The organism is Kocuria sp. CH-021 (genome assembly GCF_049716185.1).
GTDB lineage: Bacteria > Actinomycetota > Actinomycetes > Actinomycetales > Micrococcaceae > Kocuria > Kocuria cellulosilytica.
Window position 1 is genome coordinate 24397 of sequence record NZ_JBNAFK010000011.1, and the last position, 14998, is coordinate 39394.

Annotated in this window: 13 protein-coding genes; 7 read left to right on the forward strand and 6 right to left on the reverse strand. The window is 72.8% G+C overall.

Annotated elements, in window-relative coordinates; genetic code table 11:
• Positions 1-11 precede the first annotated feature (11 nt).
• The 3 genes from ACPYN7_RS10055 to ACPYN7_RS10065 form a co-directional block, all read right to left on the reverse strand.
• A complete protein-coding gene (locus tag ACPYN7_RS10055) occupies positions 12-1094 on the reverse strand; it encodes a hemolysin family protein (protein WP_058874731.1) in 1083 nt (360 codons plus the stop codon).
• Positions 1091-2452: a hemolysin family protein gene (locus ACPYN7_RS10060; protein WP_424347560.1), complete on the reverse strand. Its 1362-nt coding sequence runs from the start codon at positions 2450-2452 to the stop codon at positions 1091-1093. The genes ACPYN7_RS10055 and ACPYN7_RS10060 overlap by 4 nt, the downstream gene beginning before the upstream one ends.
• A gap of 186 nt (positions 2453-2638) precedes the next feature.
• Positions 2639-4096 carry a GuaB1 family IMP dehydrogenase-related protein gene (locus ACPYN7_RS10065; protein ID WP_058874733.1) on the reverse strand — a complete coding sequence of 486 codons (1458 nt, stop codon included), beginning with the start codon at positions 4094-4096 and terminating at the stop codon, positions 2639-2641.
• 270 nt (positions 4097-4366) lie between these two features.
• Between ACPYN7_RS10065 and ACPYN7_RS10070 the strand changes: the two genes are divergently transcribed.
• The 3 genes from ACPYN7_RS10070 (at position 4367) to ACPYN7_RS10080 (ending at position 9195) form a co-directional block, all read left to right on the forward strand.
• On the forward strand, positions 4367-8251 hold the full coding sequence (locus tag ACPYN7_RS10070) for a multifunctional oxoglutarate decarboxylase/oxoglutarate dehydrogenase thiamine pyrophosphate-binding subunit/dihydrolipoyllysine-residue succinyltransferase subunit (protein ID WP_424347561.1): 3885 nt from the start codon (positions 4367-4369) through the stop codon (positions 8249-8251).
• Positions 8252-8384: 133 nt separating this feature from the next.
• Positions 8385-8984 carry a GDSL-type esterase/lipase family protein gene (locus ACPYN7_RS10075; RefSeq protein WP_424347562.1) on the forward strand — a complete coding sequence of 200 codons (600 nt, stop codon included), beginning with the start codon at positions 8385-8387 and terminating at the stop codon, positions 8982-8984.
• A 136-nt stretch (positions 8985-9120) separates the two neighbouring features.
• A complete protein-coding gene (locus ACPYN7_RS10080; RefSeq protein WP_095343185.1) occupies positions 9121-9195 on the forward strand; it encodes a 50S ribosomal protein bL37 in 75 nt (24 codons plus the stop codon).
• 95 nt (positions 9196-9290) lie between these two features.
• On the opposite strand, the gene rsrA is transcribed toward ACPYN7_RS10080, so the two are convergent.
• Positions 9291-9557 carry a mycothiol system anti-sigma-R factor gene (gene rsrA / locus ACPYN7_RS10085; protein ID WP_058874736.1) on the reverse strand — a complete coding sequence of 89 codons (267 nt, stop codon included), beginning with the start codon at positions 9555-9557 and terminating at the stop codon, positions 9291-9293.
• A 2-nt stretch (positions 9558-9559) separates the two neighbouring features.
• Positions 9560-10228 (reverse strand): sigma-70 family RNA polymerase sigma factor, encoded by a 669-nt coding sequence (locus ACPYN7_RS10090; RefSeq protein WP_058874737.1) that lies wholly within the window; start codon positions 10226-10228, stop codon positions 9560-9562.
• A gap of 311 nt (positions 10229-10539) precedes the next feature.
• On the opposite strand from ACPYN7_RS10090, the gene ACPYN7_RS10095 reads away from it, so the two are divergent.
• The 4 genes from ACPYN7_RS10095 (at position 10540) to hisN (ending at position 14445) form a co-directional block, all read left to right on the forward strand.
• Positions 10540-11079 (forward strand): DoxX family membrane protein, encoded by a 540-nt coding sequence (locus ACPYN7_RS10095; RefSeq protein WP_058874738.1) that lies wholly within the window; start codon positions 10540-10542, stop codon positions 11077-11079.
• 18 nt (positions 11080-11097) lie between these two features.
• Positions 11098-12480: a 3-phosphoshikimate 1-carboxyvinyltransferase gene (gene aroA, locus ACPYN7_RS10100; protein ID WP_424347563.1), complete on the forward strand. Its 1383-nt coding sequence runs from the start codon at positions 11098-11100 to the stop codon at positions 12478-12480.
• A complete protein-coding gene (gene rsgA, locus ACPYN7_RS10105; protein ID WP_058874740.1) occupies positions 12470-13579 on the forward strand; it encodes a ribosome small subunit-dependent GTPase A in 1110 nt (369 codons plus the stop codon). Before aroA ends, rsgA begins: the two co-directional genes overlap by 11 nt.
• Positions 13580-13647: 68 nt before the next feature.
• Positions 13648-14445, forward strand: coding sequence for a histidinol-phosphatase (gene hisN, locus ACPYN7_RS10110; protein WP_058874741.1), 798 nt, complete (start codon positions 13648-13650; stop codon positions 14443-14445).
• A gap of 118 nt (positions 14446-14563) precedes the next feature.
• Here the strand turns inward: hisN and ACPYN7_RS10115 are convergent.
• Positions 14564-14998, reverse strand: a 435-nt coding sequence (locus ACPYN7_RS10115) for a DUF4190 domain-containing protein (RefSeq protein ID WP_424347564.1), incomplete at its 5' end; no start/stop codon positions are given.

Genomic DNA, 14998 nt, shown 5'->3' on the forward strand with positions numbered 1-14998 from the left:
CCGTCCGCCGCTCAGCGCGGCGGCTCCGAGGTGTCCACCCGGTCCCCGCGGCGCTGCCGCCGGTCCTGGGTGGTGTCGCGGATCTCGCCGACCAGCTCCTCGATGACGTCCTCGAGGAAGAGCACGCCCAGGGTCTGCCCGCCCGGGTCGACCACGCGCGCCAGGTGCGAGCCCGTGCGCTGCATGGCCGCCAGCGCGTCGTCGATCTCGATGCCGGGGCGCAGGTTCGCCAGGGAGCGGACCCGGGTCACCGGCACCGGCTCGTTGTAGCGGCTCTCCGGGATGGACAGGACGTCCTTGATGTGCAGATAGCCGTTGAGCTCGCCGTCGTCCTCGGTGAGGGCGAAGCGCGAGAAGCCCGTGCGGGCCACCGCCTTCTCGACCTCCGCCGCGGAGGCGTCCTCGGGCAGCGTCACGAGCTCGTGCAGGGGCACCATGACGTCGGCGGTGCGCTTGGACGAGAACTCGAGCGCGCCGGACAGCAGGCCCGTCTGGTCCGCCACGGTGCCCTCCTTCGTGGACTCCGCCACGATGGACTGGAGCTCGTCCAGGGTGAAGGTCGAGGAGACCTCGTCCTTCGGCTCGATGCCCATCAGCTTCAGCACGTGGTTCGCCGACCAGTTCAGCGTGGCGATGACCGGCTTCACCACCCGGGAGACGAACACGAGCGGCGGCGCGAGCAGCAGCACCGCCCGGTCGGCGGCGGACACCGACATGTTCTTCGGCACCATCTCCCCGAACACCACGTGCAGGAAGGTCACCACGAGCAGGGCTGTGAGGAACCCGCTGACGTCGGCGACCTCGGCCGGCACGCCCAGGTGCTCCAGCGGGCCGGAGACGATGTGGTGCAGCGCCGGCTCGGAGATGTTGAGGATCAGCAGGGAGCACACGGTGATGCCCAGCTGGCAGCAGGCCAGCATCAGGGACACGTGCTCCATCGCGTACAGCGCGGTCCGGGCCCGCTTGTTGCCGTCCTCGGCCAGCGGCTCGATCTGGCTGCGCCGCGCGGACATGACGGCGAACTCGCCGCCCACGAAGAAGGCGTTGCCCGCCAGGAGCACCACGAGCCATGCCAGGCCTGCCCAGTCGCTCATCGTGCGTCCTCCTCCCGTGCGCTGTCCTCGCGGGTGCCCGCGGCGGCGTCCTCGTGCTCTTCCGGGGACGGGACGAAGCGGATGCGGTCCACACGGCGTCCCTCCATCCGGGCGACCTCGAGCACGCCGCCCTGGACGGGGACCACGTCCCCGGTCCTCGGGACCTGCCCGAGCCGGTCCATCATGAAACCGCCCATGGTCTCGTAGGCGGGCCCGTCCTCGATGTCGAGCTCGGTGATCTGCTCGGAGACCTCGTCGGGGCGCATCAGCCCCGGGAAGTACCACTCGCCCGTCGCGGACTGCAGGGCCCCGAGGCTGAGCCGGTCGTGCTCGTCGGAGACCTCCCCGACCACCTCCTCGACGAGGTCCTCGAGGGTGACGACGCCGGCGGTGCCGCCCCACTCGTCGACGACCACGGCCATCTGGAGCCCGCCGGAGCGCAGCTGCACGAGCAGCGAGTCCAGGTGGACGGTCTCGGGCACGCGCAGGACGTCCTCCATGATCGCCCCGCACTCCAGGGCGGCGCGGCGCTCCGACGGCACGGCCACGGCCTTCTTGATGTGCACCACGCCGCGGACGTCGTCCGGGGAGTCGTCCATCACGGGGAAGCGGGAGTGGCCGGTGCGCGAGGCCACGGCCACGACGTCCGCCACGGACTCGTGGGAGTCGAGCATCTGCACGCGGATCCGGGGCGTCATGACGTCCGCGGCCGTGCGCTCCGCGAACGTGAGGGTCTTGGCGACGAACGCGGCGGTGCCGGCGTCCAGGGTGCCCATCTTCGCGGAGCGGCGGACCATCGAGGACAGCTCCTCCGGGGAGCGTGCGCCCGAGAGCTCCTCCTTGGCCTCCATCCCGAACAGGTGCAGGACACGGTTGGCCACGCCGTTGAGCGTGACGACGAACGGCTTGAACACCGCCGTGAACACCAGCTGGGGGCGGGCGACCAGCCGGCCCACCCGGAACGCCTCCGCGATCGCCCAGTTCTTGGGCACGAGCTCGCCCAGCAGCATCGACAGCAGCGTCGAGATGAGCATCGACAGCGCCAGGGTCGCTCCCCCAGCGGCCGCCACGGACAGGCCGGTGAGCTCGGCGATCGGCTCCCGCAGGAAGGACTGGAGCGCGAGGTCCAGGGTGTAGCCGGTGAGCAGGGTGGTCAGGGTGATCCCGAGCTGGCAGCTGGAGAGCTGCGTGGACAGGGACTTGAGGCACTTGAGCAGCGGTTCCGCGGCCCGGTCGCCCTCGGCGACCGCACGGCGCACCGTGGTCTGGTCGAGGGCCACGAGGGAGAACTCGACGGCCACGAAGAAGCCCGTGCCGAGGATCAGGAGCAGGCCCGCCGCCAGGAGCAGCCATTCCATCAGGAGCAGCCTCCCGTGGCGGCCCGCCGGGCGGGGGCCGGGGCCGTACGGCCGGGGGCGGGGCGGGGGACGGTGGGTGAGCCGGCACGGGGGCCGCGGCGGGGGACGCCGCGGCCGGGCCGGCAACTACTGAACGAGTCCATGAGAGCTCCAGAGTACCGGAGCGGGGCCCGCCCGGCGCGCGGCTCAGGACCAGCTGACGGCGCGCGCCCTGCCCTCCTCGTAGCCGGAGGCGGACTGGATGCCGACCACGGCTCGGGACGCGAACTGCTCGAGGGTCGTGGCCCCCGCGTAGGTCATGGAGCTGCGCACGCCGGCGGTGATCTGGTCCACGAGGTCCTCCACGCCGGGGCGCTCGGGGTCGAGGTACATCTTGGAGCTCGAGATGCCCTCCTCGAACAGGCCCTTCCGGGCCCGGGCGAAGGCGCCCTCGCCCCGGGTGCGCTCGCGCACCGCGCGGGTCGAGGCCATGCCGAAGCTCTCCTTGTACATGCGCCCGTCCGCGTCCACGTTGAGCTCGCCGGGCCCCTCGTGGGTGCCGGCGAACCAGGAGCCCACCATCACCTGGCTGGCGCCGGCCGCGAGCGCCAGGGCGACGTCCCGGGGGTGCTTGACCCCGCCGTCCGCCCAGACGTGCCGGCCCAGTCCCGCCGCGGCCTCGGCGCACTCGAGCACGGCGGAGAACTGCGGCCGCCCCACGGCGGTCATCATCCGGGTGGTGCACATCGCGCCGGGGCCCACGCCCACCTTCACGATGTCCGCGCCGGCGTCGACGAGGTCCTGGACGCCGTCCGCGGTGACCACGTTGCCCGCCACGACGGGCACGTCGGGAGCCGCGGCGCGCACCTGCTCGAGGGCCTCCACCATCTTGCGCTGGTGGCCGTGGGCGGTGTCGACGACGAGGACGTCCACCCCGGCGTCGAGCAGGGCCCTGGCCTTGCCCCGCACGTCCCCGTTGATGCCCACGGCGGCGCCCACCCGGAGCCGCCCGGCGCCGTCCAGCGCGGGGGTGTAGATGGTGGAGCGCACCGTGCCCTTGCGGGTCAGCACGCCCACGACCGTGTCCCCGTCCAGCACGGGCGCCACGTGGGCGCGGGTCTGGGTCAGCCGGTCGTAGGCGGCGGCGAGGACGTCGTCGCCGGAGCCGGCCCGGACGTCCGCCAGGGAGAACACCGGGGCGTCGGTGCGCATGATCGAGCCGAGCTGGGTGAAGCGGTCCACCTCGGTGCAGTCGGCCGCGAGCACCACCCCGCGGTAGGCCCGGTCCGGCCCGCACACCACCACGGCGCCGTGGGGTCGCTTGTGCATGATGCCCAGGGCGTCGTGGACCGTGTCCTCGGCGCCGAGGACCACGGGCGTCTCGAAGCGCGGCGAGCGGTCCTTGACCCAGGACGTGACGTCGGCGATGACGTCGAGCGGGATGTCCTGCGGCAGGATGCCCAGTCCGCCGCGCCGGGCGAGCGTCTCGACCATCCGGCGGCCGGTGACCGCCGTCATGTTCGCGGCCACGAGCGGCACGGTGGCGCCCGTGCCGTCGCGCGGGGTGAGGTCGACGTCGAAGCGGGAGGTGACCCGGGAGCTCGAGGGGACGAGGAACACGTCGCTGTAGGTCAGGTCGGAGGTGGGGGTGTTGAGAAAGCGCACGCGCGCCAGTCTAGCCGGGGCCCCGCGACACGCGCCCCGGGGCGGGGCCGCGGACTAGCCATGCCGCCGCGCGGATCACTAGACTCGCCGGAGGTACGGCCGCGCCCGGTCGACGACCGTCCGGCCGGTCCGGAGGCGGACGCCGGCGGCTGTCGCGGGAGACGGCCGGCGACGAACACCGGCGGCGGGTCCGGACGCTGCTGGGACCGACACTGTGGAGACCGGGCAGACGGCCTCCACGCGATCAACCATGGAAGAGGCGTATTCCCCGTGCCACATCAGCCACAGCACCCCATCCCTGAAGAATTCGCAGGTAACGAGTGGCTCGTCGACGAACTGTTCGAGAAGTACCGGACGGACAAGAACTCGGTGGACGAGAAGTGGTGGCCCATCTTCGAGTCGATGAGCGCGGACAACGGCACGCCCGCGGAGCAGCAGAGCAAGGCCCCGGCGTCCTCCTCCCAGGAGAAGGCCCCCACGTCCTCCCCGAAGGAGAAGGCCCCGGAGGGCACCGCCCCCAAGACCCCCGCCGCCCCCAAGGCCCCCAGGGCCGAGTCCGGGACCGCTGAGCGGACCGACTCCGCGCCGGCGACGAAGCCGGCCGCGAAGCCCGCCGCGGCGCCCGCCCCCCGCAAGTCCGGCGCCAAGGCCGAGGGCCGGCCCGAGACCGACCAGGGCGAGGCCGAGACCACGGAGGCGAAGCGGCCCATCCCGGCCCAGCCCGCCCGCGCCCGCGCCACGGCCCCCAACCACGACGCGCCGGCCGAGGACAAGGTCGTCAAGCTGCGCGGGCCCGCGAAGGCCGTGGCCGCCAACATGGACGCGTCCCTCACCGTGCCCACCGCCACCACGGTCCGCGCCGTCCCGGCGAAACTGCTGATCGACAACCGCATCGTCATCAACAGCCACCTCGCCCGCAACCGTGGCGGCAAGGTGTCCTTCACGCACCTGATCGGCTACGCGGTGATCAAGGCCCTGGCCAACTACCCGTCCCAGAACGTCGTCTACGACGAGCAGGACGGCAAGCCCGTCGCGGTGCACCCCGCCCACGTCAACTTCGGCATCGCCATCGACATCCCGAACAAGGACGGCTCCCGCAACCTCGTGGTGCCGAACATCAAGGGCGCCGAGGACATGTCCTTCATGCAGTTCTGGAACGCGTACGAGGACGTCGTCCGCCGCGCGCGCGCCAACGAGCTGACCATGGAGGACTACCAGGGCACCACGGTGTCCCTGACCAACCCGGGCGGCATCGGCACGGTGCACTCGGTGCCGCGGCTGTCCAAGGGGCAGGCGTGCATCGTCGGCGTGGGCGCGCTCGACCACCCCGCCGAGTACCGGGGCTCCTCCCCCAAGACGATCGCGCGGCACGCGGTCTCGAAGATCATCACGCTGACCTCGACCTACGACCACCGCGTCATCCAGGGCGCGGGCTCCGGCGAGTTCCTGCGCCTGATCGAGTCCTACCTGCTGGGCGGGGAGGACTTCTACGACGAGATCTTCGAGGCCCTGCGGATCCCCTACGAGCCCGTGCGCTGGGCCGTGGACAACCAGGTCAACCCCGAGATCCAGGTCAACAAGGTCGCCCGGATCCAGCAGCTGATCCACGCCTACCGGGTCCGCGGGCACCTCATGGCGGACACCAACCCGCTCGAGTACGTGATGCGCAAGCACCCGGACCTCGACATCCGCACGTACGGGCTGTCCCTGTGGGACCTGGAGCGGGAGTGGCCCACCGGGGGCTTCGGCGGCGCGGACGTGCTGAGCCTGCGCACCATCCTGGGCCGGCTGCGGGACGCCTACTGCCGCACCGTCGGCGTGGAGTACATGCACCTGCAGGAGCCGGAGGAGCGCGAGTGGTTCCAGGACCAGCTCGAGCACGGCTACCAGAAGCCCAGCCGCGAGGAGCAGTTCCGCATCCTCGGCCGGCTCAACGCCGCCGAGGCCTTCGAGACGTTCCTGCAGACCAAGTACGTGGGCCAGAAGCGGTTCTCCCTCGAGGGCGGCGAGTCCCTGATCCCGCTGCTGGACGAGATCATCTCCGACGCCGCCGACGCCGGGCTCGCCGGCGTGGGCATCGCCATGGCCCACCGCGGCCGGCTCAACGTGCTCACCAACATCGCCGGCAAGTCCTACGCCCAGGTCTTCCGCGAGTTCGAGGGCAGCCAGGACCCGCGCACCACCGAGGGCTCCGGCGACGTGAAGTACCACCTCGGCACCGAGGGCTCCTTCACCTCCGACAACGGCAACGAGACCCAGGTCTACCTGGCCGCCAACCCGTCCCACCTCGAGGCGGCCGACCCGGTCGTCGAGGGCATCGCCCGGGCCAAGACCGACGTCCTGGGGGCCGGTCCCGAGGGCGACGGCACCTTCCCCGTGCTGCCCATCCAGGTGCACGGCGACGCCGCCTTCGCGGGCCAGGGCGTGGTCGCGGAGGTCCTGCAGATGGCCCTGCTGCCCGGCTACACGGTGGGCGGCACCGTCCACGTCGTGGTGAACAACCAGGTGGGCTTCACCACCGCGCCCGCCGCGGCCCGGTCCACCACGTACGCCACGGACATCGCCAAGGGCCTGCAGGCGCCGATCTTCCACGTCAACGCCGACGACCCCGAGGCCGTCACGCACGTGGGCCAGATGGCGTTCGCGTACCGGCAGGCCTTCCACAAGGACGTCATCATCGACCTCGTGTGCTACCGGCGCCGCGGCCACAACGAGGGCGACGACCCCTCGATGACGCAGCCGCTGATGTACAACCTCATCGAGGAGAAGCGCTCGACCCGGAAGATCTACACCGAGAACCTCGTGGGCCGCGGCGACATCACCCAGGAGGAGGCCGACCGGGCGCTGAAGGACTACCAGGAGCGGCTGGAGCGGGTCTTCGCCGAGACCCACGAGGCGCAGACCTCCTCCATCCCGCTGGTCACCGGGGACTCCGCCGCGATCTCGAACATCGAGCGGCCCTCCGCCCAGCAGGCCGACTCCGGGGTGTCCATCCCGCGCACCACGGCGATCTCCGGCGAGGCCGCCGAGCGGATCGGCGCGGTGCACCTGGAGGTCCCCGAGGACTTCACCGTGCACAAGAAGCTGCGCAAGCTGCTCGAGCGCCGCGAGGCGATGACCCGCGAGGGCGGCGTGGACTGGGGCATGGGCGAGCTCATGGCCTTCGGGTCCCTGATGATGGAGGGCATCCCGGTCCGGATGTCCGGCCAGGACGTCCGGCGCGGCACCTTCACCCAGCGCCACGCCGTGTTCTACGACGCCGGCACGGGTGCGGAGTGGACCCCGCTCAACCACCTCTCCGGGAACCAGGCGCAGCTGGCGATCTACAACTCGCTGCTGTCCGAGTACGGGGTGCTGGGCTTCGAGTACGGCTACTCCGTGGAGCGCCCCGAGGCCCTGACCGTCTGGGAGGCCCAGTTCGGCGACTTCGTCAACGGCGCCCAGATCATCCTGGACGAGTTCGTCTCCTCCGCCGAGCAGAAGTGGGGCCAGCGCTCCTCGCTGGTCATGCTCCTGCCGCACGGGTTCGAGGGACAGGGCCCGGACCACTCCTCCGCCCGCATCGAGCGCTTCCTGACGCTGTGCGCCGAGAAGAACATGGTCGTGGCCAACCCCTCGACGCCGGCGAACCACTTCCACCTGCTGCGCCGGCAGGCCTACAGCCGCCCGCGCAAGCCGCTGGTGGTGGCCACGCCGAAGCAGCTGCTGCGCCTCAAGGCGGCGGCCTCCCCGATCGAGGAGTTCACGTCCGGGGCGTTCCGCCCGGTGATCGGCGACCAGGCGGGGCTGGAGGCCTCCGAGGTCACGGACGTGGTGCTGGTCTCCGGCCGGCTCTACTACGACCTCGTCTCGGCCCGCGAGGAGCGCCAGGACCGGAGCACGGCGATCGTGCGCGTGGAGCAGCTGTACCCGCTGCCCCTCGCGGAGATCCGGGAGGAGCTCGGCAAGTACCCGGAGGTTCGGCTCACCTGGGCCCAGGACGAGCCCGCCAACCAGGGCGCCTGGCCGTTCATGGCCGTCAACCTGGTGCCGCAGCTCGACCGGCCGGTCCGGCTGGCCTCCCGTCCCGCGTCCGCGTCCCCGGCCAACGGCTCGGCCAAGCGCCACGCGGCGGAGCTCGAGACCCTGGTGCAGACGGCCTTCGAGCGCGACTGAGACGGTCCCGGAGGGCGGGGGCCCGTGCCCCTGCCCTCCCGCACGTCCCCAGCGAGTCCGGCGCCGGCCCGTGCCCACGGGCCGGCGCCGCTCGTCCCCCCGACATCCCTCACCCCCGACCAGAAAGAACGACGTGGAGCAACGAAGGATCAGAATTGTCGCAGTCGGTGACGAGCTGCTGGCCGGCGAGGGCGACCCCCGGGGCCTGGGCTGGTTCGGGCGGGTCATGGCCCGGACACCGCACCACGTGGCTCCGGTGTCCGCCTACAACCTCGCGGCGCCCGGCGAGGGCAGCGAGTCGCTGAACGAGCGCTGGTTCGAGGAGGCGGCCCGCCGCTTCTCCCCGAGCCACGACAACCGCCTGGTCATCGCGCCCTCCACGCTGGACATCGACCTGTCCATCACGAGCGCACGGTCCCGGCTGAACATGGCGAACATCATCGACACCGCCTCCCAGCACAACGTGCGGGTCCTCGTCGTCGGTCCCCCGCCCACGATGGACACCGAGCGCAACCGCCGGATCGCGGACCTCTCGGCCGCCTACGCGGACGTGACGACCCGGCGCAACCACGTCTACGTGGACACGTTCAACCCGCTGCAGCACCACGAGCAGTGGCGCAAGGACCTCGCGGCCAACCACGGCCACCCCGGCCAGGCGGGCTACGGCCTGATGGCCTGGCTCGTGCTGCACCGCGGCTGGTACGACTGGCTGGACCTGCCCGAGCCCCAGTGAGCCCCGCCCGTCCCGCGTGTGAGAGAATGGCGGGCAGTGCCCCGTCCGGCCGCCGCCGACATCACCCGACCACGCGGGAACGGACGCCGACACCCACGATCCGCCGCGGACGACCGCGGACAGACAGGAGGCTCGCATGAGCAAGCGCGGACGCAAGCGCAAGGACCGCCGCAAGGGCGGCGCCAACCACGGCAAGCGCCCCAACGCCTGAGGTCCTCCCGGACCCCGGCGACGCCGTGACGGAAGGGCCCCGGACTGCTGATGCGGTCCGGGGCCCTTCCGTGTGCCCGGGGCGGGGCGCCGGGCTCAGGCGGCGGGAGGGTCCTGGCGCTGGCCGTGCAGCCGAGCGAGGATGGAGACCCGCAGGTCCGCCGGCGCGGTCTCCGCGCAGGAGCGCCGGACCACGGAGCGGATCACGCACTCCAGGTCGTACTCGCGGGCGCACTCCCGGCACTCGAGGAGGTGCCCGTGGATGTCGTCGAGGTCCTCCGCCGGGAGCACCCCGTCCAGGTACTCGTAGATCAGGCGGATCCTCTCGTCCGTGCAGCCTCCGAGGCTCTCGCAGTCGGCCATGTCTACTTGTCCTTTTCCTTCTTCTGGTCGCCGGTCACCCTGGACGTGTCGAAGCCGCGCTCCGCGGCGTAGTCGGCGAGCTTCTCGCGCAGCAGCTTCCGCCCGCGGTGCAGGCGGGACATCACCGTCCCGATCGGCGTGTCCATGATCTCGGAGATCTCCTTGTACGCGAAGCCCTCCACGTCGGAGAAGTACACCGCGAGCCGGAACTCCTCGGGCAGCTCCTGCAGGGCGCGCTTGACGTCGCTGTCCGGCAGGTGGTCCAGCGCCTCGACCTCCGCGGAGCGCAGCCCCGAGGACGTGTGGGACTCGGCGCGGTGCAGCTGCCAGTCCTCGACGGTGTCGGTGTTGGCCTGCAGCGGTTCGCGCTGCCGCTTGCGGTAGAGGTTGATGTACGTGTTCGTGAGGATGCGGTACAGCCACGCCTTGAGGTTCGTGCCGGGCTTGTACTGGTGGAACGCCGAGAAGGCCTTCGTGTAGGCCTCCTGGACGAGGTCCTCCGCGTCGGCCGGGTTGCGAGCCATGCGCAGGGCGGCGGCGTAGAGCTGGTCCACGTACTCCATGGCGTCCTGCTCGAAGCGCGCCTTCCGGGCCTCGGGACTCTCGGTCTCGACGTCGACGGGCGGCTCGGCGCGCTGCGGGGCGGCCCCCTGCTGGTTCTGCTCGTTCATCACGGACCAGTCTACGGGGCGGTGCGCGCGGGCCGGGGCCGGCTCGAGAACGCTCGTGGGGGCGGTGATGGCTGCTCCTCTCCCCCGGCCGTGCGGGTCCGCTCGCTGGACGTCGATGGTGTCCGGCCCCTTCCGGGCCGATCGCTGTCCTGCACAACGGGGGACACCGCCGCGCGTATTCCCCGGCGCCGTGGCCGCGCGCTCGCCCCGTGCGCGGTCCCCGTGGCTAGGATGGGACGAGCGGCGCCGTGCGCCGCACCAGACCCGCCCGACACAGCCCCGCGGTACCGTCCGCCGCCGAGGAGGAACCCATGAGCATCGTCCGTCGCATCGCCCGCCCGCTGCTGGCCACCGGTTACGTCGCCAACGGGGTGGAGAGCTTCCGCAGCTCGTCCCAGGCCGCCCAGCACCTCGCCCCGGCGATCTCCGCCGCCACCAAGGCCTTCCCGCAGGCCGGTCCCGCGCTGCAGAACCACGCCGTGGTGGCCCAGGGCCTGGCCGCGGCCCAGGTCGGTGCCGCCGTGCTCTTCGGGCTGGGCAAGCTGCCCCGCCTCTCGGCCGGCGTGCTCGTCACCACGACCGCGCTCAACGCCTACGCCGACTACCGCGCCGCCGAGGCCGGCACGGCGGAGCAGAAGGCCGCCCGCCGCTCCACCGCCTTCAAGAACTCCTCCCTGGTGGGCGCCGTCATGCTCGCCGCCGTGGACACCGAGGGCAACCCGTCCCTGCTCTGGCGCGCCGAGCACCTCGCCGGGGACGTCCGCAAGAACGCCTCCAAGCTGGGCAAGGACACCCAGAAGCAGGTCGCCAAGGCCGAGAAGGCCCTCCAGCACGCCGTCAAGCAGGGCTAGGCCACGGTTCCCCCCGCCGTGAAGCCGTCGGAGTCCTCCACCCCAGTGGCCCGTCCCGGCGCGGCGGAGCCGGTCCCGCAGCACGAGCTGTGGCCGGCTCCGCACGTCGGCGCCCGCCCCGTCGTCGCCGAGCTGACGGTCCCGGGCTCGAAGTCCCTCACCAACCGGTACCTGCTGCTCGCCGCCCTCGCGGACGGGCCGTGCCGGCTGCGCGCGCCCCTGCACTCCCGGGACTCCCGGCTCATGGTCGACGCCCTGCGCGCCCTGGGCGCCGGCGTCGAGGAGGTGCCGGGGGACGGCGGCTTCGGCCCCGACCTGCTCGTCGAGCCCGCCGCGTGGGACGCCACGGAGCCGGTCGTGGTCGACTGCGGCCTGGCCGGGACCGTGATGCGCTTCGTCCCGCCCCTCGCCGCCCTCGCACGGCGCCCGGTCACGTTCGACGGCGACCCCGGCGCCCGGGTGCGCCCCATGGGGCCGGTGATCGACGCCCTGCGCGGCCTGGGCCTGCGCGTCGAGGACGACGGCCGGGGCCGGCTGCCCTTCACCGTGCACGGCACCGGCGGTGCGCGCGGCGGGGAGCTGGAGATCGACGCCACCGGCTCGAGCCAGTTCGTCTCCGCCCTGCTGCTCGCGGGAGCGCGCTTCGACGACGGGCTCGTGCTGCGCCACCGCAGCGCCGACGGCTCCGGCCGCGGCGTGCCCTCGATGCCGCACGTCGAGATGACCGTGGAGGTGCTGCGCGGCCTGGGCGTCTCCGTGGACGACTCGGTCCCCGACGAGTGGCGGGTGGCGCCGGGACCGGTGCGGGCCTTCGACGTCACCATCGAGCAGGACCTCTCCAACGCCGGCCCCTTCCTGGCTGCCGCCGTGGTGACCGGCGGACAGGTCTCGGTGCCCCGGTGGCCCGCCCGCACCACCCAGGGCGGCGACCACTGGAAGCACATCCTCCCGGCGTTCGGCGCGTCGGTGGAGCTCGCGGACGGGACCTTCACCGTCACGGGACCGGCCGCGGTGACCGGGGTCGACCTCGACCTCGGCGAGGCCGGGGAGCTCGCACCCACCGTCGCGGCCGTGTGCGCGGTCGCCGGCACGCCGTCGCGGCTGCGCGGCATCGCGCACCTGCGCGGCCACGAGACCGACCGGCTCGCGGCGCTCGTCACCGAGATCAACCGGCTCGGCGGCGACGCCGAGGAGACCGCGGACGGGCTGCTGATCCGGCCCGCGCCCCTGCACGGGGGGACCTTCCGGAGCTACGAGGACCACCGCATGGCCACCGCCGGCGCCGTGATCGGCCTCGTGGTCCCGGACGTCGTGGTCGAGAACATCGCGACCACCGCCAAGACCCTGCCCGAGTTCCCCCGGCTGTGGGCGGAGCTCACGGGCACGGACCTTGGCGCGTAGGGACTCCGTCCGGCGCGACTGGGACGAGTCGGACGTGCGCGTGCGGCCCAGCAAGTCCGGCTCCCGGCCGCGCACCAAGGAGCGGCCGGCCCACGAGGACGCGGTCACGGGACGGATCGTCACCGTGGACCGCGGCCGGTACACCGCGATCCTCGAGGAGGACACGCCCCGGGAGCGGCTGGTCGTGGCGGTGCGCGCCAAGGAGCTGCGCCGCCGGCCGGTGGTCGCCGGCGACCTCGTGGGCCTCGTGGGGGACGTCAGCGGGGCCCCGGACACCCTGGCCCGCCTCGTGCGGATCGAGGAGCGCTCCACCGTGCTGCGGCGCAGCGCGGACGACACCGACCCGGTCGAGCGGGTCGTCGTCGCCAACGCCGACCAGCTCGTGGTCGTGGTGGCCGCCGCCAACCCCGAGCCCCGCACCGGTTTCATCGACCGCTCCCTGGTGGCCGCCTACGACGCCGGCATCGAGCCGCTGCTGTGCATCACCAAGACCGACCTGCGGGACCCTGCCGAGCTGATCTCCCACTACACCGCGCTCGAGCTGCCCGTGCTCGTCTCGGGGCCCGCCCGGGACGTCCCGGCGGACGACGACGGGACCACGCTGCCCCTCGACCCCGCGCTCGTGGAGGCCCTGCGCGAACGGCTCGACGGCCGCGTCTCGGTGCTGCTCGGGCACTCCGGCGTGGGCAAGTCGACCCTCGTGAACGCCCTCACGGGCGCCGACCGGGCCACCGGCGGGGTGAACGCCGTGACCGGGCGGGGCCGGCACACGTCGTCGTCGGCCCTGGCCCTGAAGGTCGAGGACGCCTCCCCCGGGTCCTGGATCATCGACACCCCGGGCATCCGCTCGTTCGGCCTCGCGCACGTGGACCACGACCGGATCGTGGAGTCCTTCGACGAGCTCGCCGAGGCGATCGCCGAGTGCCCCAAGGGCTGCCGGCACACGGACACCTCCCCCGGCTGCGCCCTCGACGCCTGGGTGGCGCAGGGCCGTGCCGGGGACGCGGGCGAGTCCCGGCTGGTCTCGCTGCGCCGCCTGCTCGGCGCCGGGGAGCGCCCCGGGGAGTCCCGCGAGGACAAGGAGCTCGGCGTCCAGTGACCGGCCGGACCGCCCAGCTCCGCCCCTGTCCGACCAGGCCCGGGACGGGTTCGGGGTAGGTTGGTCCAATGCGCAGCCCCAGCAACTACACCGACGACCTCCGCCTCGCCCACATCCTGGCCGACGCCGTGGACCGCCTGACCATGCGCCGGTTCAAGGCCCAGGACCTCGTGGTGGAGACCAAGCCCGACCTCACCCCCGTCACCGACGCCGACCGCGAGGCCGAGCAGCTCATCCGCGCCCAGCTGGGGCGCACGCGCAACCGGGACGCCGTGATCGGCGAGGAGTACGGCGCCACCGGCAGCGGCGCCCGGCAGTGGGTCGTGGACCCCATCGACGGCACCAAGAACTTCGTGCGCGGCGTGCCGGTGTGGGCCACCCTGATCGCCCTCGTCGACGAGGGCCGGCCGGTGGTCGGCGTGGTCTCCGCACCGGCGCTCGGCCGCCGCTGGTGGGCGGCGTCCGGCACCGGCGCCTTCACCGGCAAGTCCCTGGCCAACGCCCAGCGCATCCGCGTCTCCCAGGTCGGGCGGCTCTCCGACGCCTCGCTGTCCTACTCCTCGCTCACCGGGTGGCGGGACCGCGGAGTGCGCGACCGCTTCCTCGAGCTCACCGACGAGGTCTGGCGGACCCGGGCCTACGGCGACTTCTGGTCCTACTGCCTCCTCGCGGAGGGCGCCGTGGACATCGCCTGCGAGCCCGAGCTCAGTCTGCACGACATGGCCGCGCTGGTGCCCGTGGTCGAGGAGGCCGGCGGCCGCTTCACGTCCCTCGAGGGCGAGCCCGGCCCCTTCGGCGGCAACGCGCTGGCCACCAACGGGCTGCTCCACGACGAGGTCCTGGGGATGCTCGCCACCGGTTCCTGACGCACCGCGTCCGGCTCGCCGGGCACGGAGCGCCCCGGCGACGGCGAGGGGCCCGCACCGGTCGGTGCGGGCCCCTCCGTGCGCCCTGCCCGCTCGAGCGGGACGGGTCACCGGACGATCACTGGTCCATGGTGCTGACGCCCCACTCCTGCTCGAGGCAGCGCTGGAAGCCGGCCTGGTCGTTGGCCTGGAGATACTGGGCGCACTCGCCGTTGAGGATCGAGTCGATAAACGCCCCGTAGACCACGAGGAAGAAGATGCTCGCGAGGATCCCCAGGACGCTGAGCACGATGCCGATGATCGGCAGCGCCTTGGACGTGCCGGGCGTCCTGCCCAGCTTGCGCAGCGCCACGATGCCCAGCACCAGTCCGACGAGACCCGGGACGATGCCGAGCACGAACCAGCACGTCAGCAGCGCCACGATGCCCAGCACCAGGGCGGCGATGCCCAGGCCCGTGCCCGCGGGTTTGGACGCGGCCCCGTACTGGCCCATGTCGTACTGGCCCTGGTAGCCCTGCTGGCCCTGGTTGTACTGGCCCTGGCTGTAGGAGTC

Bases quoted from the DNA above. Each gene is read 5' to 3' on its own strand.
- ACPYN7_RS10055 (WP_058874731.1), bottom strand. From the start codon at position 1,094: ATGAGCGACTGGGCAGGCCTGGCATGGCTCGTGGTGCTCCTGGCGGGC.
- ACPYN7_RS10060 (WP_424347560.1), bottom strand. From the start codon at position 2,452: ATGGAATGGCTGCTCCTGGCGGCGGGCCTGCTCCTGATCCTCGGCACG.
- rsrA (WP_058874736.1), bottom strand. From the start codon at position 9,557: ATGGCCGACTGCGAGAGCCTCGGAGGCTGCACGGACGAGAGGATCCGC.
- ACPYN7_RS10090 (WP_058874737.1), bottom strand. From the start codon at position 10,228: ATGAACGAGCAGAACCAGCAGGGGGCCGCCCCGCAGCGCGCCGAGCCG.
- ACPYN7_RS10095 (WP_058874738.1), top strand. From the start codon at position 10,540: ATGAGCATCGTCCGTCGCATCGCCCGCCCGCTGCTGGCCACCGGTTAC.
- hisN (WP_058874741.1), top strand. From the start codon at position 13,648: ATGCGCAGCCCCAGCAACTACACCGACGACCTCCGCCTCGCCCACATC.